At 51.3% G+C, this 23,876-nt stretch carries 31 protein-coding genes, 1 tRNA gene and 2 rRNA genes; 28 read left to right on the top strand and 6 right to left on the bottom strand.

The genetic code is table 11. The features are described from left to right. Positions 1-7: 7 nt before the first annotated feature. The 19 genes from rplX (at position 8) to QE396_RS19145 (ending at position 9,332) form a co-directional block, all read left to right on the top strand. Positions 8-322 carry a 50S ribosomal protein L24 gene (gene rplX, locus QE396_RS19055; RefSeq protein WP_000729185.1) on the top strand — a complete coding sequence of 105 codons (315 nt, stop codon included), beginning with the start codon at positions 8-10 and terminating at the stop codon, positions 320-322. A gap of 14 nt (positions 323-336) precedes the next feature. Next, entirely contained in the window at positions 337-876 is a 540-nt protein-coding gene (gene rplE, locus QE396_RS19060) for a 50S ribosomal protein L5 (RefSeq protein WP_001096206.1), read from the top strand. A gap of 14 nt (positions 877-890) precedes the next feature. Further along, positions 891-1,196: a 30S ribosomal protein S14 gene (gene rpsN, locus QE396_RS19065; protein WP_003863291.1), complete on the top strand. Its 306-nt coding sequence runs from the start codon at positions 891-893 to the stop codon at positions 1,194-1,196. Between the two features lie 30 nt (positions 1,197-1,226). Beyond that, positions 1,227-1,619, top strand: coding sequence for a 30S ribosomal protein S8 (gene rpsH, locus QE396_RS19070; protein ID WP_006178918.1), 393 nt, complete (start codon positions 1,227-1,229; stop codon positions 1,617-1,619). A gap of 12 nt (positions 1,620-1,631) precedes the next feature. Beyond that, positions 1,632-2,165, top strand: coding sequence for a 50S ribosomal protein L6 (rplF, locus tag QE396_RS19075; RefSeq protein WP_003863296.1), 534 nt, complete (start codon positions 1,632-1,634; stop codon positions 2,163-2,165). A gap of 9 nt (positions 2,166-2,174) precedes the next feature. Beyond that, positions 2,175-2,528 carry a 50S ribosomal protein L18 gene (gene rplR / locus QE396_RS19080; RefSeq protein WP_013099023.1) on the top strand — a complete coding sequence of 118 codons (354 nt, stop codon included), beginning with the start codon at positions 2,175-2,177 and terminating at the stop codon, positions 2,526-2,528. 14 nt (positions 2,529-2,542) lie between these two features. Then, positions 2,543-3,043, top strand: coding sequence for a 30S ribosomal protein S5 (gene rpsE / locus QE396_RS19085; RefSeq protein WP_003863299.1), 501 nt, complete (start codon positions 2,543-2,545; stop codon positions 3,041-3,043). Positions 3,044-3,049: 6 nt separating this feature from the next. Beyond that, positions 3,050-3,229 carry a 50S ribosomal protein L30 gene (gene rpmD, locus QE396_RS19090; RefSeq protein WP_003863301.1) on the top strand — a complete coding sequence of 60 codons (180 nt, stop codon included), beginning with the start codon at positions 3,050-3,052 and terminating at the stop codon, positions 3,227-3,229. A 3-nt stretch (positions 3,230-3,232) separates the two neighbouring features. Continuing rightward, entirely contained in the window at positions 3,233-3,667 is a 435-nt protein-coding gene (gene rplO, locus QE396_RS19095) for a 50S ribosomal protein L15 (protein ID WP_003863304.1), read from the top strand. A 7-nt stretch (positions 3,668-3,674) separates the two neighbouring features. Beyond that, positions 3,675-5,006 carry a preprotein translocase subunit SecY gene (secY, locus tag QE396_RS19100; RefSeq protein WP_014171896.1) on the top strand — a complete coding sequence of 444 codons (1,332 nt, stop codon included), beginning with the start codon at positions 3,675-3,677 and terminating at the stop codon, positions 5,004-5,006. 31 nt (positions 5,007-5,037) lie between these two features. Next, complete coding sequence (rpmJ, locus tag QE396_RS19105) at positions 5,038-5,154, top strand: 50S ribosomal protein L36 (protein WP_000868187.1); 117 nt, start codon at positions 5,038-5,040, stop codon at positions 5,152-5,154. Positions 5,155-5,300: 146 nt separating this feature from the next. Continuing rightward, the gene (gene rpsM, locus QE396_RS19110; protein WP_003863308.1) at positions 5,301-5,657 is read left to right on the top strand and encodes a 30S ribosomal protein S13; all 357 of its coding nucleotides are present in this window, start codon (positions 5,301-5,303) and stop codon (positions 5,655-5,657) included. Positions 5,658-5,673: 16 nt separating this feature from the next. Further along, a complete protein-coding gene (rpsK, locus tag QE396_RS19115) occupies positions 5,674-6,063 on the top strand; it encodes a 30S ribosomal protein S11 (protein ID WP_003863312.1) in 390 nt (129 codons plus the stop codon). A gap of 32 nt (positions 6,064-6,095) precedes the next feature. Beyond that, complete coding sequence (gene rpsD / locus QE396_RS19120; RefSeq protein WP_004868345.1) at positions 6,096-6,716, top strand: 30S ribosomal protein S4; 621 nt, start codon at positions 6,096-6,098, stop codon at positions 6,714-6,716. Between the two features lie 25 nt (positions 6,717-6,741). Further along, positions 6,742-7,731, top strand: coding sequence for a DNA-directed RNA polymerase subunit alpha (locus QE396_RS19125; protein WP_002919219.1), 990 nt, complete (start codon positions 6,742-6,744; stop codon positions 7,729-7,731). A gap of 40 nt (positions 7,732-7,771) precedes the next feature. Further along, positions 7,772-8,158 carry a 50S ribosomal protein L17 gene (gene rplQ / locus QE396_RS19130; RefSeq protein WP_001216372.1) on the top strand — a complete coding sequence of 129 codons (387 nt, stop codon included), beginning with the start codon at positions 7,772-7,774 and terminating at the stop codon, positions 8,156-8,158. Between the two features lie 107 nt (positions 8,159-8,265). Further along, positions 8,266-8,634 (top strand): DUF1992 domain-containing protein, encoded by a 369-nt coding sequence (locus QE396_RS19135; protein ID WP_014171895.1) that lies wholly within the window; start codon positions 8,266-8,268, stop codon positions 8,632-8,634. A gap of 2 nt (positions 8,635-8,636) precedes the next feature. Beyond that, complete coding sequence (gene zntR, locus QE396_RS19140) at positions 8,637-9,059, top strand: Zn(2+)-responsive transcriptional regulator (RefSeq protein ID WP_020882974.1); 423 nt, start codon at positions 8,637-8,639, stop codon at positions 9,057-9,059. A 57-nt stretch (positions 9,060-9,116) separates the two neighbouring features. Next, the gene (locus QE396_RS19145) at positions 9,117-9,332 is read left to right on the top strand and encodes an alternative ribosome-rescue factor A (protein ID WP_014171893.1); all 216 of its coding nucleotides are present in this window, start codon (positions 9,117-9,119) and stop codon (positions 9,330-9,332) included. Here the strand turns inward: QE396_RS19145 and mscL are convergent, their stop codons facing one another. From mscL to def, 5 genes are all read right to left on the bottom strand, one after another. Then, positions 9,333-9,746, bottom strand: coding sequence for a large-conductance mechanosensitive channel protein MscL (mscL, locus tag QE396_RS19150; RefSeq protein ID WP_014171892.1), 414 nt, complete (start codon positions 9,744-9,746; stop codon positions 9,333-9,335). A gap of 146 nt (positions 9,747-9,892) precedes the next feature. Beyond that, positions 9,893-11,269: a Trk system potassium transporter TrkA gene (gene trkA / locus QE396_RS19155; protein ID WP_014171891.1), complete on the bottom strand. Its 1,377-nt coding sequence runs from the start codon at positions 11,267-11,269 to the stop codon at positions 9,893-9,895. A 22-nt stretch (positions 11,270-11,291) separates the two neighbouring features. Next, positions 11,292-12,578: a 16S rRNA (cytosine(967)-C(5))-methyltransferase RsmB gene (gene rsmB, locus QE396_RS19160; protein WP_309952127.1), complete on the bottom strand. Its 1,287-nt coding sequence runs from the start codon at positions 12,576-12,578 to the stop codon at positions 11,292-11,294. A gap of 52 nt (positions 12,579-12,630) precedes the next feature. Then, complete coding sequence (fmt, locus tag QE396_RS19165) at positions 12,631-13,578, bottom strand: methionyl-tRNA formyltransferase (protein WP_020882976.1); 948 nt, start codon at positions 13,576-13,578, stop codon at positions 12,631-12,633. A 25-nt stretch (positions 13,579-13,603) separates the two neighbouring features. Next, positions 13,604-14,113: a peptide deformylase gene (gene def, locus QE396_RS19170; RefSeq protein ID WP_008503479.1), complete on the bottom strand. Its 510-nt coding sequence runs from the start codon at positions 14,111-14,113 to the stop codon at positions 13,604-13,606. A 128-nt stretch (positions 14,114-14,241) separates the two neighbouring features. Between def and dprA the strand changes: the two genes are divergently transcribed. Genes dprA through QE396_RS19200 form a run of 6 tightly spaced genes read left to right on the top strand, consistent with a single transcriptional unit; the run spans position 14,242 to position 18,025 of the window. Further along, on the top strand, positions 14,242-15,366 hold the full coding sequence (gene dprA / locus QE396_RS19175) for a DNA-protecting protein DprA (protein ID WP_032669679.1): 1,125 nt from the start codon (positions 14,242-14,244) through the stop codon (positions 15,364-15,366). Next, positions 15,338-15,811, top strand: a complete 474-nt coding sequence (gene smg / locus QE396_RS19180) for a DUF494 family protein Smg (RefSeq protein ID WP_014171887.1) — start codon at positions 15,338-15,340, stop codon at positions 15,809-15,811. The genes dprA and smg overlap by 29 nt, the downstream gene beginning before the upstream one ends. 26 nt (positions 15,812-15,837) lie before the next feature. Then, the gene (locus QE396_RS19185) at positions 15,838-16,395 is read left to right on the top strand and encodes a type I DNA topoisomerase (protein WP_014171886.1); all 558 of its coding nucleotides are present in this window, start codon (positions 15,838-15,840) and stop codon (positions 16,393-16,395) included. Then, complete coding sequence (gene tsaC, locus QE396_RS19190; RefSeq protein ID WP_020882978.1) at positions 16,385-16,957, top strand: L-threonylcarbamoyladenylate synthase type 1 TsaC; 573 nt, start codon at positions 16,385-16,387, stop codon at positions 16,955-16,957. Before QE396_RS19185 ends, tsaC begins: the two co-directional genes overlap by 11 nt. A 4-nt stretch (positions 16,958-16,961) precedes the next feature. Continuing rightward, entirely contained in the window at positions 16,962-17,780 is an 819-nt protein-coding gene (aroE, locus tag QE396_RS19195; RefSeq protein WP_020882979.1) for a shikimate dehydrogenase, read from the top strand. Continuing rightward, positions 17,777-18,025, top strand: a complete 249-nt coding sequence (locus tag QE396_RS19200; protein ID WP_014171883.1) for a DUF1488 domain-containing protein — start codon at positions 17,777-17,779, stop codon at positions 18,023-18,025. The genes aroE and QE396_RS19200 overlap by 4 nt, the downstream gene beginning before the upstream one ends. On the opposite strand, the gene QE396_RS19205 is transcribed toward QE396_RS19200, so the two are convergent. Next, positions 18,001-18,555: a gamma carbonic anhydrase family protein gene (locus QE396_RS19205; RefSeq protein WP_014171882.1), complete on the bottom strand. Its 555-nt coding sequence runs from the start codon at positions 18,553-18,555 to the stop codon at positions 18,001-18,003. The two genes, QE396_RS19200 and QE396_RS19205, sit on opposite strands and share 25 nt — an antisense overlap. 472 nt (positions 18,556-19,027) lie before the next feature. On the opposite strand from QE396_RS19205, the gene QE396_RS19210 reads away from it, so the two are divergent. From QE396_RS19210 to QE396_RS19220, 3 genes are all read left to right on the top strand, one after another. Next, positions 19,028-20,567: ribosomal RNA gene (locus tag QE396_RS19210) — 16S ribosomal RNA — on the top strand. A gap of 85 nt (positions 20,568-20,652) precedes the next feature. Continuing rightward, positions 20,653-20,728, top strand: a tRNA-Glu gene (locus tag QE396_RS19215). 192 nt (positions 20,729-20,920) lie between these two features. Then, positions 20,921-23,826, top strand: a 23S ribosomal RNA gene (locus QE396_RS19220). The 16S and 23S rRNA genes sit together here with 1 tRNA gene alongside, the layout of an rRNA operon. Positions 23,827-23,876 lie beyond the last annotated feature (50 nt).

Genomic DNA, 23,876 nt, shown 5'->3' on the forward strand with positions numbered 1-23,876 from the left:
GCGAATCATGGCAGCGAAAATCCGTCGTGATGACGAAGTTATCGTGTTAACCGGTAAAGATAAAGGTAAACGCGGTAAAGTAAAAAATGTCCTGTCTTCCGGCAAGGTCATTGTTGAAGGTATCAACCTGGTTAAGAAACATCAGAAGCCGGTTCCGGCCCTGAACCAACCAGGCGGCATCGTTGAAAAAGAAGCTGCTATTCAGGTTTCTAACGTTGCAATCTTCAATGCGGCAACCGGCAAGGCTGACCGTGTAGGCTTTAGATTCGAAGACGGGAAAAAAGTCCGTTTCTTCAAGTCTAACAGCGAAACTATCAAGTAATTTGGAGTAGTACGATGGCGAAACTGCATGATTACTACAAAGACGAAGTAGTTAACAAACTCATGACTGAGTTTAACTACAATTCTGTCATGCAAGTCCCTCGGGTCGAGAAGATCACCCTGAACATGGGTGTTGGTGAAGCGATCGCTGACAAGAAACTGCTGGATAACGCAGCAGCTGACCTGACAGCAATCTCCGGTCAAAAACCGCTGATCACCAAAGCACGCAAATCTGTTGCAGGCTTCAAAATCCGTCAGGGCTATCCGATCGGCTGTAAAGTAACTCTGCGTGGCGAACGCATGTGGGAGTTCTTTGAGCGCCTGATCACTATTGCTGTACCACGTATCCGTGACTTCCGTGGCTTGTCCGCTAAGTCTTTCGACGGTCGTGGTAACTACAGCATGGGTGTCCGTGAGCAGATCATCTTCCCAGAGATCGACTACGATAAAGTCGACCGCGTGCGTGGTTTGGATATTACCATTACCACTACTGCGAAATCTGATGAAGAAGGCCGTGCTCTGCTGGCTGCCTTTGACTTCCCGTTCCGCAAGTAAGGTAGGGTTACTGAATGGCTAAGCAATCAATGAAAGCACGCGAAGTAAAACGCGTAGCTTTAGCTGATAAATTCTTCGCTAAACGCGCTGAACTGAAAGCGATCATTTCTGATGTGAACGCTTCCGACGAAGATCGTTGGAATGCGGTTCTCAAGCTGCAGTCTCTGCCGCGTGATTCCAGCCCGTCTCGTCAGCGTAACCGCTGTCGTCAAACAGGTCGTCCACATGGTTATGTGGGCAAGTTTGGGTTGAGCCGTATCAAACTGCGTGAAGCCGCCATGCGCGGTGAAGTACCAGGCTTGAAAAAGGCTAGCTGGTAATTACCAATTGAATCACGGGAGTAAAGACAGATGAGCATGCAAGATCCGATCGCGGATATGCTGACCCGTATCCGTAACGGTCAGGCCGCGAACAAAGTTGCGGTCACCATGCCTTCCGCCAAGCTGAAAGTGGCAATTGCCAACGTGCTGAAGGAAGAAGGTTTTATCGAAGATTTTAAAGTTGAAGGCGACACCAAGCCGGAACTGGAACTTACTCTCAAGTATTTCCAGGGTAAAGCTGTTGTAGAAAGCATTCAGCGTGTCAGCCGCCCAGGTCTGCGCATCTATAAGAAAAAAGATGAGCTGCCTAAAGTTATGGCTGGTCTTGGTATCGCAGTTGTTTCTACCTCTAAAGGTGTTATGACTGATCGTGCAGCGCGCCAGGCTGGTCTTGGTGGCGAAATTATCTGCTACGTAGCCTAATCGGAGGAAAGAATGTCTCGTGTTGCTAAAGCACCGGTCGTTATTCCTGCCGGCGTTGATGTAAAAATCGACGGTCAGGTTATTACGATCAAAGGTAAAAACGGCGAGCTGACTCGTACCCTCAACAAAGCTGTTGAAGTTAAACATGCAGATAATGCTCTGACCTTCGGTCCACGTGATGGTTTCGTGGATGGATGGGCTCAGGCTGGTACCGCGCGTGCCCTGCTGAACTCAATGGTTGTTGGTGTTACCGAAGGCTTCACTAAAAAGCTTCAACTGGTTGGTGTAGGTTATCGTGCAGCTATCAAAGGGAATGCAGTAGGCCTGTCTCTGGGCTTCTCACACCCTGTTGAGCATCCGCTGCCGGCCGGTATCACTGCAGAATGTCCGACTCAGACTGAAATCGTGCTGAAAGGCGCTGATAAACAGCTGATCGGTCAGGTTGCAGCAGATCTGCGCGCCTACCGTCGTCCTGAGCCTTATAAAGGCAAGGGTGTTCGTTACGCCGACGAAGTCGTGCGTACCAAAGAGGCTAAGAAGAAGTAAGGTAACACTATGGATAAGAAATCTGCTCGTATCCGTCGTGCGACCCGCGCACGCCGCAAGCTCAAAGAGCTGGGTGCAACTCGCCTGGTGGTACATCGTACCCCGCGTCATATTTACGCACAGGTCATTGCACCAAACGGTTCTGAAGTTCTGGTAGCTGCTTCTACTGTAGAAAAAGCTATTGCAGAGCAATTGAAGTACACCGGTAACAAAGACGCCGCTGCAGCTGTAGGTAAAGCTGTTGCAGAACGCGCTCTGGAAAAAGGCATCAGCAATGTTTCCTTTGACCGTTCCGGGTTCCAATATCATGGTCGTGTCCAGGCACTGGCAGATGCTGCCCGTGAAGCTGGCCTTCAGTTCTAAGGTAGAGGTGTAAGATGGCTCACATCGAAAAACAGGCTGGCGAACTGCAGGAAAAGCTGATCGCGGTTAACCGCGTATCTAAAACCGTTAAAGGTGGTCGTATTTTCTCCTTCACAGCTCTGACTGTAGTTGGCGATGGTAACGGTCGCGTTGGTTTTGGTTACGGTAAAGCGCGTGAAGTTCCAGCAGCGATCCAGAAAGCGATGGAAAAAGCCCGTCGCAATATGATTAACGTCGCGCTGAACAACGGTACCCTGCAGCACCCAGTTAAAGGTGTTCACACGGGTTCTCGTGTATTCATGCAGCCAGCTTCAGAAGGTACCGGTATCATCGCCGGTGGTGCAATGCGCGCCGTTCTGGAAGTTGCTGGGGTTCATAACGTTCTGGCTAAAGCATACGGTTCCACCAACCCGATTAACGTGGTTCGTGCAACTATTGATGGCCTGGAAAATATGAATTCTCCAGAAATGGTCGCTGCCAAGCGTGGTAAATCCGTTGAAGAAATTCTGGGGTAATTGACCATGGCAAAGACTATTAAAATCACTCAAACCCGCAGTGCAATCGGTCGTCTGCCGAAACACAAGGCAACGCTGCTTGGCCTGGGTCTGCGTCGTATTGGTCATACCGTTGAGCGCGAGGATACTCCCGCTGTTCGTGGTATGGTCAACGCGGTTTACTTCATGGTTAAAGTTGAGGAGTAAGAGATGCGTTTAAATACTCTGTCTCCGGCCGAAGGCTCTAAAAAGGCGGGTAAACGCCTGGGTCGTGGTATCGGTTCTGGCCTCGGCAAAACCGGTGGTCGTGGTCACAAAGGTCAGAACTCTCGTTCTGGCGGTGGCGTACGTCGCGGTTTCGAGGGTGGCCAGATGCCACTGTACCGTCGTCTGCCGAAGTTCGGCTTCACTTCTCGCAAAGCAGCGATTACAGCGGAAATCCGTCTGTCTGACCTGGCGAAAGTTGAAGGCGGCGTTGTAGACCTGAACACGCTGAAAGCGGCAAACATTATCGGTATCCAGATCGAGTTCGCGAAAGTGATCCTGGCTGGTGAAGTTTCTACTCCGGTAACTGTTCGTGGCCTGCGTGTTACTAAAGGTGCTCGTGCTGCTATCGAAGCCGCTGGCGGTAAAATTGAGGAATAAGTAGCAGATGGCTAAGCAACCGGGATTAGATTTTCAAAGTGCCAAAGGTGGATTTGGCGAGCTGAAACGCAGACTGCTGTTTGTTATCGGCGCGCTGATTGTGTTCCGTGTTGGCTCTTTTATTCCGATCCCTGGTATCGATGCCGCTGTACTTGCCAAACTGCTTGAGCAACAGCGAGGCACCATCATTGAAATGTTTAACATGTTCTCTGGTGGTGCTCTCAGCCGTGCTTCTATCTTCGCTCTGGGTATCATGCCGTATATTTCGGCATCGATTATTATCCAGCTGCTGACGGTCGTTCATCCGGCCCTGGCAGAACTGAAGAAAGAAGGGGAGTCTGGACGTCGTAAGATAAGCCAGTACACCCGTTACGGCACTCTGGTGCTGGCAATATTCCAGTCGATCGGTATTGCTACCGGTCTACCGAATATGCCTGGTATGCAGGGCCTGGTATTAAACCCAGGCTTTGCATTCTATTTCACCGCTGTTGTAAGTCTGGTCACAGGAACAATGTTCCTGATGTGGCTCGGCGAACAGATTACTGAGCGTGGTATCGGTAACGGTATCTCAATCATTATCTTCGCTGGTATCGTTGCGGGTCTCCCGCCAGCCATTGCCCACACTATCGAGCAAGCGCGTCAAGGCGACCTGCACTTCCTCCTGTTGCTGTTGGTTGCAGTATTAGTATTTGCAGTGACGTTCTTTGTTGTCTTCGTTGAACGTGGTCAACGCCGCATTGTGGTGAACTACGCTAAGCGTCAACAAGGTCGTCGTGTCTATGCTGCACAGAGCACACATTTACCGCTGAAAGTGAACATGGCGGGGGTTATCCCGGCTATCTTCGCTTCCAGTATTATTCTGTTCCCGGCAACCATCGCGTCATGGTTCGGGGGCGGTACTGGTTGGAACTGGCTGACAACAATTTCGCTGTATTTGCAGCCTGGGCAACCACTTTATGTGTTACTCTATGCGTCTGCGATCATCTTCTTCTGTTTCTTCTACACGGCGTTGGTTTTCAACCCGCGTGAAACAGCAGATAACCTGAAGAAGTCCGGTGCATTTGTACCAGGAATTCGTCCGGGAGAGCAAACGGCGAAGTATATCGATAAAGTAATGACTCGCCTGACTTTGGTTGGTGCGCTTTATATTACTTTTATCTGCCTGATCCCGGAGTTCATGCGTGATGCAATGAAGGTACCGTTCTACTTCGGTGGGACCTCACTGCTTATCGTTGTTGTCGTGATTATGGACTTTATGGCTCAAGTGCAAACTCTGATGATGTCCAGTCAGTATGAGTCTGCATTGAAGAAGGCGAACCTGAAAGGCTACGGCCGCTAAATGGTCGCCTGAGAAGTTACGGAGAGTAAAAATGAAAGTTCGTGCTTCCGTCAAGAAATTATGCCGTAACTGCAAAATCGTTAAGCGTGATGGTGTCATCCGTGTGATTTGCAGTGCCGAGCCGAAGCATAAACAGCGCCAAGGCTGATTATTTCGCATATTTTTCTTGCAAAGTTGGGTTGAGCTGGCTAGATTAGCCAGCCAATCTTTTGTATGTCTGTACGTTTCCATTTGAGTATCCTGAAAACGGGCTTTTCAGCATGGTGCGTACATATTAAATAGTAGGAGTGCATAGTGGCCCGTATAGCAGGCATTAACATTCCTGATCAGAAACATGCTGTGATCGCATTAACTTCGATCTATGGCGTCGGCAAGACCCGTTCCAAAGCCATTCTGGCTGCAGCGGGTATCGCTGAAGATGTTAAGATCAGTGAGCTGTCTGAAGAACAAATCGACACGCTGCGTGACGAAGTTGCCAAATTTGTCGTTGAAGGTGATCTGCGCCGTGAAATCAGCATGAGCATCAAGCGCCTGATGGATCTTGGTTGCTATCGCGGTTTGCGTCATCGTCGTGGTCTGCCAGTGCGCGGTCAGCGTACTAAGACCAACGCACGTACCCGTAAGGGTCCGCGCAAACCGATCAAGAAATAATCGGGGTGATTGAATAATGGCAAAGGCACCAGTTCGTGCACGTAAACGTGTAAGAAAACAAGTCTCTGACGGCGTGGCTCATATCCATGCTTCTTTCAACAACACCATCGTTACTATTACTGATCGTCAGGGTAACGCTTTGGGTTGGGCAACAGCCGGTGGTTCCGGTTTCCGTGGTTCTCGCAAATCCACTCCGTTTGCAGCTCAGGTTGCAGCAGAGCGTTGCGCAGAAGCCGTAAAAGAATACGGCATCAAGAATCTGGAAGTTATGGTTAAAGGTCCGGGTCCGGGTCGTGAATCTACTGTTCGCGCTCTGAACGCCGCTGGTTTCCGCATCACGAATATTACTGATGTGACTCCGATCCCTCATAACGGTTGTCGTCCGCCGAAAAAACGTCGCGTATAACGCTCGTTTTTTAGGTTAGTTGGAGATAGAAAATGGCAAGATATTTGGGTCCTAAGCTCAAGCTGAGCCGTCGTGAGGGCACCGACTTATTCCTTAAGTCTGGCGTTCGCGCGATCGATACCAAGTGTAAAATTGAACAAGCTCCTGGCCAGCACGGTGCGCGTAAACCGCGTCTGTCTGACTATGGTGTGCAGTTGCGTGAAAAGCAAAAAGTTCGCCGTATGTACGGTGTGCTGGAGCGTCAGTTCCGTAACTACTATAAAGAAGCAGCACGTCTGAAAGGCAACACAGGTGAAAACCTGCTGGCTCTGCTGGAAGGTCGTCTGGACAACGTTGTTTACCGTATGGGCTTCGGCGCGACTCGTGCTGAATCACGCCAGTTGGTTAGCCATAAAGCAATCATGGTAAACGGTCGTGTTGTTAACATCGCTTCTTATCAGGTTAAAGCGAATGACGTTGTTAGCATTCGTGAGAAAGCGAAAAAGCAATCTCGCGTGAAAGCCGCTCTGGAGCTGGCTGAGCAGCGTGAAAAGCCAACCTGGCTGGAAGTTGATGCTGGCAAGATGGAAGGTACGTTCAAGCGTCAGCCAGAACGTTCTGATCTGTCTGCGGACATTAACGAACACCTGATCGTCGAGCTTTACTCCAAGTAAAGCTTAGTACCAAAGAGAGGACACAATGCAGGGTTCTGTGACAGAGTTTCTAAAACCGCGCCTGGTAGATATCGAGCAAGTGAGTTCGACGCACGCCAAGGTGACCCTTGAGCCTTTAGAGCGTGGCTTTGGCCATACTCTGGGTAACGCACTGCGCCGTATTCTGCTCTCATCGATGCCGGGTTGCGCGGTGACCGAGGTTGAGATTGATGGTGTACTTCATGAGTACAGCACCAAAGAAGGCGTTCAGGAAGATATCCTTGAAATCCTGCTCAACCTGAAAGGGCTGGCGGTGAGAGTTCAGGGTAAAGATGAAGTTATTCTTACTCTGAATAAATCTGGCATTGGCCCTGTGACTGCAGCCGACATCACCCACGACGGTGATGTTGAAATCGTCAAGCCGCAGCACGTGATCTGCCACCTGACCGATGAGAACGCAGCGATTAGCATGCGTATCAAAGTTCAGCGCGGTCGTGGTTATGTGCCGGCTTCTGCCCGAATTCATTCGGAAGAAGATGAGCGCCCAATCGGCCGTCTGCTGGTCGACGCATGCTACAGCCCTGTAGAGCGTATTGCCTACAATGTTGAAGCAGCGCGTGTAGAACAGCGTACCGACCTGGACAAGCTGGTCATCGAAATGGAAACCAACGGCACAATCGATCCTGAAGAGGCGATTCGTCGTGCGGCAACCATCCTGGCAGAACAACTGGAAGCTTTCGTTGACTTACGTGATGTTCGTCAGCCGGAAGTGAAAGAAGAGAAACCAGAATTCGATCCGATCCTGCTGCGCCCTGTTGACGATCTCGAATTGACTGTCCGCTCTGCTAACTGCCTCAAGGCAGAAGCTATCCACTATATCGGTGATCTGGTACAGCGTACCGAGGTTGAGTTGCTGAAAACGCCGAACCTGGGTAAAAAATCTCTTACCGAGATTAAAGACGTGCTGGCTTCACGTGGTCTGTCTCTGGGCATGCGCCTGGAAAACTGGCCACCAGCAAGCATTGCTGACGAGTAACCGGATCACAGGTTAAGGTTTTACTGAGAAGGATAAGGTCATGCGCCATCGTAAGAGTGGTCGTCAACTGAACCGCAACAGCAGCCATCGCCAGGCTATGTTCCGCAACATGGCAGGTTCACTGGTTCGTCATGAAATCATCAAGACGACCCTGCCTAAAGCGAAAGAGCTGCGTCGCGTAGTTGAGCCGCTGATTACTCTTGCCAAGACTGACAGCGTTGCAAATCGTCGTCTGGCATTCGCCCGTACTCGTGATAACGAGATCGTGGCAAAACTGTTTAACGAACTGGGTCCGCGTTTCGCGAGCCGTGCCGGTGGTTACACTCGTATTCTGAAGTGTGGCTTCCGTGCAGGCGACAACGCTCCGATGGCTTACATCGAGCTGGTTGATCGTTCAGAATCTAAAGCAGAAGCTGCTGCAGAGTAATCTGTAGTAACGTAAAAAAACCCGCTTCGGCGGGTTTTTTTATATCCGCTGAATCCCCACTTCTCTACAATATCTGTATCTTTTCTGTTCATCCTCTGGAGTTATTCATGTGGTTGCTCGACCAGTGGGCAGAACGCCATATCAGCGATGCTCAGCGAAAAGGCGAATTTGATAACCTTGCGGGACGCGGCGAGCCGTTAGTGCTTGATGATGATTCGCATGTTGCCCCTGAATTACGGGCCGGATATCGCTTACTCAAAAATGCCGGTTGTTTACCACCGGAATTGGAGCAGCGTAAAGAGGCCATGCAACTGGCTGACCTGCTGAAAGGGATTCGCAAGGATGATCCCAGCCACCGTGAAATTAGCCGTCGACTGGCTCTCATCGAACTCAAAATGCGTCAGGCTGGAATGAGCACAGACTTTTTGCACGGTGAGTACAGTGACAGGCTAATGCAGAAAATAAATGAGGAATAACCATGTACCGTATCGGTGAACTTGCCAGGCTTGCTAACGTAACGCCGGACACTATCCGCTATTACGAAAAGCAGCAGATGATTGATCACGAGGTTCGTACTGAAGGTGGATTTCGACTCTATACCGATCATGACCTGCAGCGCTTACGGTTTATCCGCTACGCTCGCCAGCTTGGTTTCACGCTGGACTCGATCCGCGAGTTACTTTCGATCCGCATCGATCCTGAACACCATACTTGCCAGGAGTCGAAGAGCATCGTACAGGCAAGGCTTGATGAAGTTGAAGCGCGTATACAGGAACTGCAGACCATGCAGCGTTCTCTGCAACGGTTGAATGACGCCTGCTGCGGTACAGCCCATAGCAGTATTTATTGTTCAATTCTTGAAGCCCTTGAACAGGGGGCCAGTGGAACCCAGGGTAGTTGATTTTTACTTCATCCGGGACTAGACTCCCCTCGACATACACCATGCTCAGGAGAAATTATGAGCCGCTATCAGCATACGAAAGGGCAAATTCAGGACAATGCCATTGAGGCACTGCTCCACGACCCGCTTTTCAGGCAGCGTATTGAGAAGAATAAAAAAGGAAAAGGGAGTTATTTACGAAAAGGGAAACATGCAAAACGGGGTAACTGGGAGGCCAGTGGCAAGCAAGCGAATCGCTTTTTTACCACTGGCCTTCCTTTTTTCAACGTCTGATTAAGAGCGGTTATTTTGCTCTTTCAAAAGATCGCGAATTTCAGTCAATAACACTTCTTCTTTTGTCGGGGCAGGCGGCGCAGCCGGTTCTTCAGCCTTTTTACGGTTAAGCTTATTGATAAGCTTGATAGCCATAAAAATGGCGAACGCCACGATCACGAAATCAAATATGTTCTGAATGAAAACGCCATAATGCATAACAACGGCAGGGACATCACCCTGTGCATCCCGAAGCGTCACGGCAAACTGTTTAAAATCAATGCCCCCGATTAACAGCCCGAGGGGAGGCATAATAATGTCGGCTACCAGTGATGAAACGATCTTACCGAACGCTGCACCGATAATGACACCCACTGCCAGATCCACCACATTCCCGCGCATCGCAAATTCGCGAAATTCTTTAACTAAACTCATTTTCTTCTCCTTGAGCCAACTGACGATTATAAGTTTAACAAATGATTAGTTAATTTCCATTGGGGATAATTAATCGTTATGAAAAATAAAAGGCATGGGAATAAGAGGGTTAATAATCAGGTGCTCTTTTATAAGCACCTGATTGATTACAGGAAGAATGGACTTGGCTGGAATAAACGTTCGACGTCGGTAATAAACTTTTTATCGGTAAGGAACATAATGACGTGGTCGCCTTGCTCGATACGTAAATTATCATTCGCAATCATCACGTCGTTTCCACGCACCACGGCACCAATAATTGTTCCCGGTGGCAGTTTAATTTCATCGATAGCGCGGCCCACAACGCGTGATGTGGTTTCATCACCATGAGCAACGGCCTCAATGGCTTCAGCCACACCGCGGCGAAGGGAAGATACGCCAACAATATCCGCCTTACGAACATGGCTCAGCAGGGCTGAAATGGTTGCTTGCTGCGGTGATATCGCGATATCAATAACGCTTCCCTGCACGAGGTCAACGTAGGCGCGGCGTTGAATAAGCACCATGACTTTTTTTGCCCCCATACGTTTGGCGAGCATGGCGGACATAATGTTCGCCTCGTCGTCGTTAGTGACGGCAATAAACAGATCAACTTGATCAATATGCTCTTCTGCCAGCAGCTCTTGATCAGAGGCATCGCCATAAAACACGATGGTGTTTTGCAGCTTTTCAGCCAGCTCAGCCGCGCGCTGTTGATCGCGCTCGATCAACTTCACGCTGTAGTCTTTTTCCAGCCTGTGCGCCAGACCCGCGCCGATATTACCACCGCCAACGAGCATAATGCGTTTATACGGTTTTTCGAGACGCTGCAGTTCGCTCATTACGGCGCGAATATGCTGAGATGCCGCGATGAAGAAGACTTCATCACCTGCCTCGACTATGGTTGAACCCTGTGGGCGAATTGGCCTGTCATGGCGGAAAATGGCTGCAACGCGGGTATCAATATGCGGCATATGCTCACGCATGGTGGAGAGCGCATTACCGATCAATGGGCCGCCGTAATAGGCCTTAACGACCGCCAGGCTCACTTTACCTTCGGCGAAGTTCACCACCTGCAGCGCACCAGGATATTCGATCAGGCGGTAGATATTGTCGATAACCAGCTGTTCTGGGGCGATGAGATGGTCGATAGGGACCGCTTCGGAATTAAACAGCTTCTCTGCATCCCGGACATAGTCCGGGGAGCGGATGCGCGCGATCCGGTTCGGCGTGTTGAACAACGAATAGGCCACCTGACATGCCACCATGTTGGTTTCGTCAGAACTGGTCACCGCAACCAGCATGTCAGCATCGTCGGCGCCCGCTTCACGCAGGACACGCGGGTGCGAGCCATGACCTTGCACGACGCGAAGGTCAAATTTGTCCTGTAAAACACGCAGCCGATCGCCATTGGTATCGACAATCGTGATGTCATTATTTTCGCCAACAAGGTTTTCAGCCAGCGTCCCACCAACCTGTCCGGCGCCCAGAATGATTATCTTCATATCTCGTGACCTGTTCTCAACATCACTCTTTGATTAGCTTAGCGTAAAAGAAGCCATCACCTTCTTCAGCGGCCGGCAGATTCTGCAGGCCTGGGCGTTCAGGCGTGCCCGTGTCGTGTAGCACTGCATCCGGGGTACGTTTAAGGAAGGCTGCAATCTGCTGACTGTTTTCTTCCGGAAGGACCGAACAGGTCGCATAGACCAGTGTGCCTCCTGGCTTCAGGTGTGGCCAAATGGCATCAAGAATGTCGGATTGCAGTTGAGTCAGTTCCTTGATATCGCGATCGCGACGCAACCACTTGATATCCGGGTGGCGACGAATAACGCCGGTTGCCGAGCAGGGAGCATCCAACAAGATGCGATCGAATTGCGTTTCACCACACCATTCTGCGGGTTTACGGCCATCGCCTTGCTTAACCTGCGCTTTCATTCCCAGGCGCTTAAGGTTGTCATAGACGCGTGAAAGACGCTGCTCATCGACATCCACGGCCATGACGTTTGCCTGAGGGGCCACTTCCAGAATATGCGTCGTCTTGCCGCCTGGCGCGGCGCAGAGATCGAGGATGTGCTCGCCGTTTTTAGGTTCCAGCCAGGCCATGCAGCCCTGCGCGGAAGCATCTTGTACGGTCACCCAGCCTTCATCAAAACCAGGTAAAGCATGTACCGGAGCAGGAGAGGCTAAACGCACAGCGTCAGGATATGCTTCATGTGTGAAGCCGCTCATTCCAGACTCTTCCAGTAAAGCCAGCCAGGCATAGCGCGTATGGTGATTACGGTTGACGCGTAACCACATCGGCGGACGCTGATTATTCGCGTCGGCAATTGCCTGCCACTGCTCTGGCCAGGCTTTTTTAAGGCGATTCAGAAGCCAGTCAGGATGCAGATAACGTGCTTCACTTTGCTCGAACTCAGCCAGAAGCTCTTCCTGCTGTCGCTGGAACTGGCGCAGAACGCCATTAATCAACCCTTTCAGCATAGGACGTTTAATCACAACGGCACCTTCCACTGTCTCAGCCAGTGCGGCATGAGGCGGGATACGCGTGTGAAGAAGCTGATAGAAGCCAACCATAATCAAATAATGCAGGGTGCGCTGCTTGCCGGTCATTGGACGTGACATCAGCTTATTAACCAGCCACTCGAGCTGAGAAAGCGTGCGCAGGACGCCAAAACAGAGCTCCTGAAGCAGGGCTTTGTCTTTGTCGGACACTTTTTGCTGCAAAGCTGGCAGGATATTGCTCAATGACTGGCCCTGCTCGACAACCTGCTCAACGGCCTGAGCCGCCATACTGCGTAAATTTTGTTTTTTCATAACCGTAAAAATAAAAATGCCCGGAAACACCGGGCGCTAAAATTAAATGAGGTCAGGCAAGGCGATTGCCCGGGATAAACCATTCGCGACGAGAATTTAACAAATCCTGTGCGCTCATCGCCTTCTTACCCGCAGGTTGTAGCGATTCCAGATTCAGGATCCCTTGTGCGGTAGCTACCTGAATACCGTTCTTGCTGGCGTCGATAATCGTACCGGGATCAGCCGTTGTGTGACCGTCAATAAGGGAGGCTTTCCAGACTTTCACCGGCTGCTCGTCGATAACCATCCAGCTCATCGGCCATGGATTAAAGGCGCGAATGCAGCGTTCAAGTTGAGCCGCTGACAGAGACCAGTCAATCCGGGCTTCTTCTTTACTCAATTTTTCAGCGTAAGTGACCAGCGCTTCATCCTGAACTTCAGGTTTCGCCGTATTATTCGCAATCTGCTGGAGGGTTTCAATCAGCCCTTGCGGGCCAAGCTCTGCCAGCTTGTCATACAGGGTGGCACTGGTATCCTCGGCCGTAATGGGGCAGGCCAGTTTATAAAGCATGTCACCGGTGTCTAAACCTACATCCATCTTCATGATTGTGACGCCCGTTTCAGCATCACCCGCCCATAAAGAGCGCTGAATAGGTGCTGCCCCGCGCCAGCGTGGAAGCAGAGAACCATGCACGTTAATGCAACCCAGGCGAGGCATATCAAGCACAGCTTTTGGCAGAATTAAACCGTAAGCCACCACCACCATTACATCGGCATTCAGGTCAGCGACAAGCTGCTGGTTTACCTGAGGGCGCAAGGATGCTGGCTGGAAAACAGGTAACCCATGCTCTTCTGCCAGCACCTTAACAGGACCTGGCATCAGTTTTTTACCACGGCCAGCCGGGCGATCCGGTTGGGTAAACACGCCAACAACCTGGTGGCCAGAAGATAACAGCGCGTCAAGATGACGCGCTGCAAAATCAGGGGTTCCCGCGAAGATAATACGTAGTGATTTAGACACGATGATCCTTGTATCCGGGGGGACGTTATGCGCGAGAACGCAAACGATCCAGTTTCTCTACTTTCTGACGAATTCGTTGCTGCTTCAGCGGCGAGAGATAATCGATAAACAGTTTACCGACCAGATGATCCATCTCATGCTGAATACAGATCGCCAGCAGGTCGTCAGCTTCCAGTTCGAACGGATTGCCGTCACGATCCAAGGCGCGAATTTTCACTTTTTCGGCACGCGGCACTAAAGCACGCTGTTCCGGAATAGACAGACAACCTTCCTCAATACCTGTTTCGCCACTCTTCTCGAGCAGCTCAGGATTGATTAACACCAGGCGGCCATCGCGATTTTCAGATACGTCGATCACGATAATACGCTTGTGAATGTCGACCTGAGTGGCCGCAAGACCAATACCTTCTTCGGCGTACATGGTATCGAACATATCATCAACGATACGCTGAATTTCTGCATTCACTTCTTTTACCGGTTCAGCGACGATGCGAAGGCGCTCGTCCGGAATATGTAACACTTGCAAAACTGCCATAAATTTCCAGAGTCGTGTTCAGGAGTTGATAAGAATATTATCTCCTATTCTAGACAAAACCCCCATCGATTGACAGCATCAGTGACCAATCGCAATGATTGCGGAGGCCGCTTATGGCAGGGGAAAGGATGACATCGACTGAGTTATGGCTACGGTTAATACACACCGGTTCTCTTTATGGCGATGTGATGCTGGAAGCGGCAGCACGATTGCACAACCAGACAACCATTGACGGTCCCGTTGTCAGAGACGCCGGTCTGTCTGTCAAACAGGCTGCACGGTTCTTTGCGCTCAGAGAAAGTGAGCTGGAAAGTAGCCTGCTCTGGCTCGAACAGCCGGGTAACCATCTGATCACGGCGGAGCATCCTCTTTATCCTCCTTTACTCCGGACGATCCCGGATTATCCAGGCGCAGTCTTTGTTAAAGGCAACCCTGATGTACTGAATGCAGTTCAGCTGGCGGTTGTTGGCAGCCGTGCACCGTCATGGTACGGCGAGCGATGGGGAAAAATTCTCTGTGAACAGCTTTCTCAAAGTGGTTTAACGATCACCAGCGGGCTGGCCTGCGGAATTGACGGTGTCGCCCACAACGCTGCGCTATCGGCAAAAGGGCGTAGCGTTGCGGTGCTGGGTAACGGTCTCTTTAGTATTTATCCTCGTCGGCATCAGGCGCTGGCTGCGCGGCTTATCGATTCTGGTGGCGCGATAGTGTCTGAGTTTCCGCTGTCAGCGCAGCCCCGGCCGGGACACTTTCCCCGGCGTAATCGAATTATCAGCGGGCTAAGTCAGGGGGTATTCGTGGTTGAAGCAGCGGTACGCAGCGGTTCGCTTGTGACCGCACGGTGCGCGCTTGAGCAGGGGCGAGACGTGTTTGCCTTACCCGGCCCAATTGGTAACCCGGGCTGCGAAGGGCCGCACTGGCTGATAAAGCAGGGTGCAACACCGGTAACGGAAGTCAGAGACATTCTTGAAAATTTGCAATATGGATTGCAACGGCTGCAGGAAGATCCCGAAAAGCGACATTATTCATCAGATCAGGGAAAGGTGGCATTGCCATTTCCCAAGCTCCTGGCTAACGTAGGAGATGAGGTAACACCTGTTGACGTTGTCGCTGAACGTGCCGGCCAACCTGTGCCAGTTACGGTAGCACAGCTACTCGAACTGGAGTTAGCAGGATGGATCGCAGCTGTACCCGGCGGCTATGTCCGATTAAGGAGGGCAAGCCATGTTCGACGTACTGATGTATTTGTTTGAGACTTACATCCATAACGAAGCAGAAATGCGAGTGGATCAGGACAAATTGACACAGGATCTTACCGATGCGGGGTTTGAGCGGGAAGATATCTATAATGCGTTGATGTGGCTGGAAAAACTGGCTGATTATCAGGAAGGCCTCGCCGAACCGATGCAGTTAGCTTCTGACCCATTGTCTGTGCGCATCTACACAGCTGAAGAGTGTGAAAGGCTGGACGCGAGCTGCCGGGGATTCATTTTATTCCTTGAGCAGATTCAGGTGCTAAACCTCGAAACGAGAGAGATGGTGATAGAGCGCGTTATGGCGCTGGATACGGCAGACTTCGAACTGGAAGACCTCAAGTGGGTCATCCTGATGGTTCTGTTTAATATTCCAGGCTGTGAAAATGCCTATCAGCAAATGGAAGAATTACTCTTTGAAGTGAATGAAGGTATGCTGCATTAATTCAATGTGCAGCACCAAGAGTTGTTATGGCCAAATCAGCACTATTCACGGTGCATAAAAATGAGCCCTGCCCGCAGTGCGGGGCTGAACTTGTTATTCGGTCCGGGAAACACGGCCCGTTTCTCGGTTGTTCCCACTATCCGGAATGTGATTATGTCCGTCCCCTGAAAAGCCAGGCGGATGGACATATCGTCAAAATTCTGGAGGGACAGCTTTGCCCTCTTTGCGGCGGCGAGTTAGCGCTACGTCAGGGCCGTTTCGGCATGTTTATTGGCTGTAGCCACTATCCTGAATGTGAACATACAGAACAAATTGATAAACCTGATGAAACGGCTATTGCCTGTCCTCAATGCCAGCGTGGACAGCTCGTGCAGCGCCGTTCTCGTTTTGGTAAGACCTTTCATTCCTGCGATCGCTATCCTGAATGTCAGTTTGTTATCAATTTCAAACCGGTAGCGGGTGTCTGCTCTCATTGCAATTATCCGTTACTTATAGAGAAAAAAACGGCGCAAGGTTTGAAACGCTTCTGCGCCAGTAAACAATGTGGAAAGCCGGTTCCGGCGGATCAAAACAGTGAAGAATAACCTGCCATCAGGCTCCATTGCTCATGCGGTGGATGTCCTGAAAAATGAAGAAGTCATCGCCTATCCAACTGAAGCTGTTTTTGGGGTCGGTTGCGATCCTGACAGCGAAACGGCCGTTGGCCGACTGCTCACACTTAAACAGAGGCCAGTCGAAAAAGGGCTTATTTTAATCGCTGCTAACTATGAGCAGCTTAAGCCTTATATCGATGATTCCATGCTAACGCCGGAGCAGCGGGAGACTATTTTCTCAGCATGGCCCGGCCCCGTGACCTTTGTTTTCCCGGCGAAGCCGACAACGCCGCGCTGGTTGACCGGGCGCTTTGATTCCCTCGCCGTGCGCGTGACGGACCATCCGCTGGTGGTCGAACTTTGCCTGGCCTTTGGAAAACCACTGGTCTCAACCAGCGCGAATCTGACCGGGCAGCCACCTTGCCGCACAACCGACGAAGTAAGGGCGCAGTTTGGGAATGATTTCCCGGTTGCCGTCGGTGAGACGGGAGGGCGCCTCAATCCGTCTGAAATCCGCGACGCCTTGACCGGCGAACGTTTTCGCCAGGGGTAATCCAATGGAAACCTATGCTGTTTTTGGTAATCCGATAGCGCACAGCAAGTCACCGTTAATCCATCAACTGTTTGCCGAGCAACTGCAAATAAATCATCCCTATGGCCGCGTGCTGGCACCTGTTGATGCATTTATTCCTGCGCTGGAGGGTTTCTTCAACGCGGGTGGCAAAGGTGCGAATGTAACGGTACCGTTTAAAGAGGAAGCCTTCGAACGTGCGGATGAACTCACCGAGCGTGCTTCCCTTGCGGGTGCAGTGAATACCTTAAAACGGCTTGAGGATGGACGCCTGCTGGGAGACAACACTGACGGAATTGGGTTACTGAGCGATCTGGAAAGGCTCTCGTTTATTAAGCCTGGTTTCAGGGTTCTGCTGATTGGTGCGGGCGGAGCGTCGCGGGGAGTATTGCTGCCTCTGCTGTCACTGGATTGCGCGGTGACCATTACAAACAGGACCTTCTCGCGGGCAGAAGCGCTGGCTACGTTGTTCGCACATACCGGCAGCGTGAGCGCGGTCGCCCTGGATGAACTTGCCGATCGTGAGTTTGATCTGATCATCAACGCCACCTCCAGCGGTATAGGTGGTGACGTGCCGGCGATCCCTGCTTCGCTGGTAAGTGCCCATATTTACTTCTACGATATGTTCTATCAGAAAGGGAAGACACCTTTTTTGAGCTGGTGTGAACAGCACGGCGGAAAACACGTAGCCGATGGGCTGGGAATGCTGGTGGGACAGGCGGCACACGCGGTGCTGCTCTGGCACGGTGTATTGCCTTCGGTCGAACCGGTCATTGAAAAGCTGAAAAGGGAGCTCAGGGCGTGAATCAGGCAATTCATTTTCCGGACAGGGAAAGCTGGGACGAGAGTAAACAGGCGGTCTGTTTCCCGGTGCTGGTGCATGGAATGCAACTTACCTGTGCCATTCGTGGGGAAACGCTGTTGCGTCGCTTTGGTGGTTCAGACCCGTTAGAGGTGTTTTGTGAAAATCGCTGGGATCTTGAAGAGGAAGCCAGCGATTTAATCCGCGATCAGCAGGAAGACGATCAGGGCTGGGTCTGGGTATCCTGACTCAGATAGTCATTCTTCCATTTAACGTAGTTATTCGCCGAGTATTTTAATCCTTCGATCTCTGCCTCCTTCAGGGGGCGGATCTGTTTTACCGGGCTTCCCAAATAGAGATAGCCGCTCTCCAGTCTTTTGTTCTGGGGAACAAGGCTGCCTGCGCCAATCATCACGTCATCTTCTACAATGACGCCATCCAGCAAAATCGACCCCATGCCAACGAGAACTCGATTACCAATAGTGCAGCCGTGAAGCATCACTTTATGGCCGACGGTGACATCTTCTCCAATGATGAGTGGATTGCCCTGGGGGTTATAGGAGGATTTGTGGGTTACGTGCAGAACGCTACCGTCCTGAATATTGGTGCGTGCACCAATGGCCACATGGTTTACATCCCCCCGAATGGCGACGAGCGGCCAGATACTGACGTCATCGGCCATTCGAACATCGCCGATGACCACGCTGCTGGCATCGATCATCACGCGATCGCCTTTTTGGGGGAGAAGATCTTTATAAGGACGTAATACTGCGGACATATCTACCTCGAACGATGAGCACTATATAGAAGACTTGATCATATTATTGGATCGAGGCAAGGCAAAAAGCGTCAATATTTAAGCATATTGGGTGGGATTTCAGCGAAAAGCGCGGAAAATCGACAGTTGGAAAAAAAGATCCAAAAAGTACTTGTGCTAAAAATTGGGATCCCTATAATGCGCCTCCATCGACACGGCGGATGTGAATCACTTCACAGTTAACCCGGTCGGTTGAAGAGAAAAAATCCTGAACTTCAGGGTTGACTCTGAAAGAGGAAAGCGTAATATACGCCACCTCGCGACGGTGAGCTGTAAGCCGCGTCGCAACTGCTCTTTAACAATTTATCAGACAATCTGTGTGGGCACTCAAAGTGACATGGATTCTTAATGTCTTCGGACACTAAATGAATACCAAGTCTCTGAGTGAACATACGTAATTCATTACGAAGTTTAATTCACGAGCATCAAACTTAAATTGAAGAGTTTGATCATGGCTCAGATTGAACGCTGGCGGCAGGCCTAACACATGCAAGTCGAACGGTAGCACAGAGAGCTTGCTCTCGGGTGACGAGTGGCGGACGGGTGAGTAATGTCTGGGAAACTGCCTGATGGAGGGGGATAACTACTGGAAACGGTAGCTAATACCGCATAACGTCGCAAGACCAAAGAGGGGGACCTTCGGGCCTCTTGCCATCAGATGTGCCCAGATGGGATTAGCTAGTAGGTGGGGTAACGGCTCACCTAGGCGACGATCCCTAGCTGGTCTGAGAGGATGACCAGCCACACTGGAACTGAGACACGGTCCAGACTCCTACGGGAGGCAGCAGTGGGGAATATTGCACAATGGGCGCAAGCCTGATGCAGCCATGCCGCGTGTATGAAGAAGGCCTTCGGGTTGTAAAGTACTTTCAGCGGGGAGGAAGGTGTTGTGGTTAATAACCGCAGCAATTGACGTTACCCGCAGAAGAAGCACCGGCTAACTCCGTGCCAGCAGCCGCGGTAATACGGAGGGTGCAAGCGTTAATCGGAATTACTGGGCGTAAAGCGCACGCAGGCGGTCTGTCAAGTCGGATGTGAAATCCCCGGGCTCAACCTGGGAACTGCATTCGAAACTGGCAGGCTAGAGTCTTGTAGAGGGGGGTAGAATTCCAGGTGTAGCGGTGAAATGCGTAGAGATCTGGAGGAATACCGGTGGCGAAGGCGGCCCCCTGGACAAAGACTGACGCTCAGGTGCGAAAGCGTGGGGAGCAAACAGGATTAGATACCCTGGTAGTCCACGCCGTAAACGATGTCGACTTGGAGGTTGTGCCCTTGAGGCGTGGCTTCCGGAGCTAACGCGTTAAGTCGACCGCCTGGGGAGTACGGCCGCAAGGTTAAAACTCAAATGAATTGACGGGGGCCCGCACAAGCGGTGGAGCATGTGGTTTAATTCGATGCAACGCGAAGAACCTTACCTACTCTTGACATCCAGAGAACTTTCCAGAGATGGATTGGTGCCTTCGGGAACTCTGAGACAGGTGCTGCATGGCTGTCGTCAGCTCGTGTTGTGAAATGTTGGGTTAAGTCCCGCAACGAGCGCAACCCTTATCCTTTGTTGCCAGCGGTCCGGCCGGGAACTCAAAGGAGACTGCCAGTGATAAACTGGAGGAAGGTGGGGATGACGTCAAGTCATCATGGCCCTTACGAGTAGGGCTACACACGTGCTACAATGGCGCATACAAAGAGAAGCGAACTCGCGAGAGCAAGCGGACCTCATAAAGTGCGTCGTAGTCCGGATTGGAGTCTGCAACTCGACTCCATGAAGTCGGAATCGCTAGTAATCGTAGATCAGAATGCTACGGTGAATACGTTCCCGGGCCTTGTACACACCGCCCGTCACACCATGGGAGTGGGTTGCAAAAGAAGTAGGTAGCTTAACCTTCGGGAGGGCGCTTACCACTTTGTGATTCATGACTGGGGTGAAGTCGTAACAAGGTAACCGTAGGGGAACCTGCGGTTGGATCACCTCCTTACCTTAAAGAACCTGCCTTTGTAGTGCTCACACAGATTGTCTGATGAAAAGTAAATAGCAAGGCGTCTTGCGATTGAGACTTCAGTGTCCCCTTCGTCTAGAGGCCCAGGACACCGCCCTTTCACGGCGGTAACAGGGGTTCGAATCCCCTAGGGGACGCCACTTGCTGGTTCGTGAGTGAAAGTCACCTGCCGACATATCTCAAAACTCATCTTCGGGTGACGTTTGAGATATTTGCTCTTTAAAAATCTGGATCAAGCTGAAAATTGAAACGACACACATGTTATGTGTGTTCGAGTCTCTCAAATTTTCGCAAACCGGTGGTGAATCGAAAGAAACATCTTCGGGTTGTGAGGTTAAGCGACTAAGCGTACACGGTGGATGCCCTGGCAGTCAGAGGCGATGAAGGACGTGCTAATCTGCGAAAAGCGCCGGCGAGGTGATATGAACCTTTGACCCGGCGATGTCCGAATGGGGAAACCCAGTGTGTTCCGACACACTATCGTTAACTGAATACATAGGTTAACGAGGCGAACCGGGGGAACTGAAACATCTAAGTACCCCGAGGAAAAGAAATCAACCGAGATTCCCCCAGTAGCGGCGAGCGAACGGGGAGCAGCCCAGAGTCTGAATCAGCTTGTGTGTTAGTGGAAGCGTCTGGAAAGTCGCACGGTACAGGGTGAAAGTCCCGTACACGAAAGCACACAGGCTGTGAACTCGAAGAGTAGGGCGGGACACGTGGTATCCTGTCTGAATATGGGGGGACCATCCTCCAAGGCTAAATACTCCTGACTGACCGATAGTGAACCAGTACCGTGAGGGAAAGGCGAAAAGAACCCCGGCGAGGGGAGTGAAAAAGAACCTGAAACCGTGTACGTACAAGCAGTGGGAGCCTCTTTATGGGGTGACTGCGTACCTTTTGTATAATGGGTCAGCGACTTATATTCTGTAGCAAGGTTAACCGTATAGGGGAGCCGAAGGGAAACCGAGTCTTAACTGGGCGTTAAGTTGCAGGGTATAGACCCGAAACCCGGTGATCTAGCCATGGGCAGGTTGAAGGTTGGGTAACACTAACTGGAGGACCGAACCGACTAATGTTGAAAAATTAGCGGATGACTTGTGGCTGGGGGTGAAAGGCCAATCAAACCGGGAGATAGCTGGTTCTCCCCGAAAGCTATTTAGGTAGCGCCTCGTGAACTCATCTTCGGGGGTAGAGCACTGTTTCGGCTAGGGGGCCATCCCGGCTTACCAACCCGATGCAAACTACGAATACCGAAGAATGTTATCACGGGAGACACACGGCGGGTGCTAACGTCCGTCGTGAAGAGGGAAACAACCCAGACCGCCAGCTAAGGTCCCAAAGTCATGGTTAAGTGGGAAACGATGTGGGAAGGCACAGACAGCCAGGATGTTGGCTTAGAAGCAGCCATCATTTAAAGAAAGCGTAATAGCTCACTGGTCGAGTCGGCCTGCGCGGAAGATGTAACGGGGCTAAACCATGCACCGAAGCTGCGGCAGCGACGCTTATGCGTTGTTGGGTAGGGGAGCGTTCTGTAAGCCGTTGAAGGTGTCCTGTGAGGGGTGCTGGAGGTATCAGAAGTGCGAATGCTGACATAAGTAACGATAAAGCGGGTGAAAAGCCCGCTCGCCGGAAGACCAAGGGTTCCTGTCCAACGTTAATCGGGGCAGGGTGAGTCGACCCCTAAGGCGAGGCCGAAAGGCGTAGTCGATGGGAAACAGGTTAATATTCCTGTACTTGGTGTTACTGCGAAGGGGGGACGGAGAAGGCTATGTTAGCCGGGCGACGGTTGTCCCGGTTTAAGCATGTAGGCGGAGGTTCCAGGTAAATCCGGTTCCTTGTTAACGCTGAGGTGTGATGACGAGGCACTACGGTGCTGAAGTAACAAATGCCCTGCTTCCAGGAAAAGCCTCTAAGCATCAGGTAACATCAAATCGTACCCCAAACCGACACAGGTGGTCAGGTAGAGAATACCAAGGCGCTTGAGAGAACTCGGGTGAAGGAACTAGGCAAAATGGTGCCGTAACTTCGGGAGAAGGCACGCTGATATGTAGGTGAAGCCCCTGCGGGTGGAGCTGAAATCAGTCGAAGATACCAGCTGGCTGCAACTGTTTATTAAAAACACAGCACTGTGCAAACACGAAAGTGGACGTATACGGTGTGACGCCTGCCCGGTGCCGGAAGGTTAATTGATGGGGTTAGCGGTAACGCGAAGCTCTTGATCGAAGCCCCGGTAAACGGCGGCCGTAACTATAACGGTCCTAAGGTAGCGAAATTCCTTGTCGGGTAAGTTCCGACCTGCACGAATGGCGTAATGATGGCCAGGCTGTCTCCACCCGAGACTCAGTGAAATTGAACTCGCTGTGAAGATGCAGTGTACCCGCGGCAAGACGGAAAGACCCCGTGAACCTTTACTATAGCTTGACACTGAACACTGGTCCTTGATGTGTAGGATAGGTGGGAGGCTTTGAAGCGTGGACGCCAGTCTGCGTGGAGCCAACCTTGAAATACCACCCTTTAATGGCTGGTGTTCTAACGTAGACCCGTAATCCGGGTTGCGGACAGTGTCTGGTGGGTAGTTTGACTGGGGCGGTCTCCTCCCAAAGAGTAACGGAGGAGCACGAAGGTTAGCTAATCCTGGTCGGACATCAGGAGGTTAGTGCAATGGCATAAGCTAGCTTGACTGCGAGAGTGACGGCTCGAGCAGGTGCGAAAGCAGGTCATAGTGATCCGGTGGTTCTGAATGGAAGGGCCATCGCTCAACGGATAAAAGGTACTCCGGGGATAACAGGCTGATACCGCCCAAGAGTTCATATCGACGGCGGTGTTTGGCACCTCGATGTCGGCTCATCACATCCTGGGGCTGAAGTAGGTCCCAAGGGTATGGCTGTTCGCCATTTAAAGTGGTACGCGAGCTGGGTTTAGAACGTCGTGAGACAGTTCGGTCCCTATCTGCCGTGGGCGCTGGAGAATTGAGGGGGGCTGCTCCTAGTACGAGAGGACCGGAGTGGACGCATCACTGGTGTTCGGGTTGTCATGCCAATGGCACTGCCCGGTAGCTAAATGCGGAAGAGATAAGTGCTGAAAGCATCTAAGCACGAAACTTGCCCCGAGATGAGTTCTCCCTGAGACTTTAAGTCTCCTGAAGGAACGTTGAAGACTACGACGTTGATAGGTCGGGTGTGTAAGCGCAGCGATGCGTTGAGCTAACCGATACTAATGAACCGTGAGGCTTAACCTTACAACGCCGAAGATGTTTTGGCGATGAGAGACGATTTTCAGCTGATACAG

Source organism: Enterobacter sp. SORGH_AS_0287 (assembly GCF_031453695.1).
Lineage (GTDB): Bacteria > Pseudomonadota > Gammaproteobacteria > Enterobacterales > Enterobacteriaceae > Enterobacter > Enterobacter ludwigii.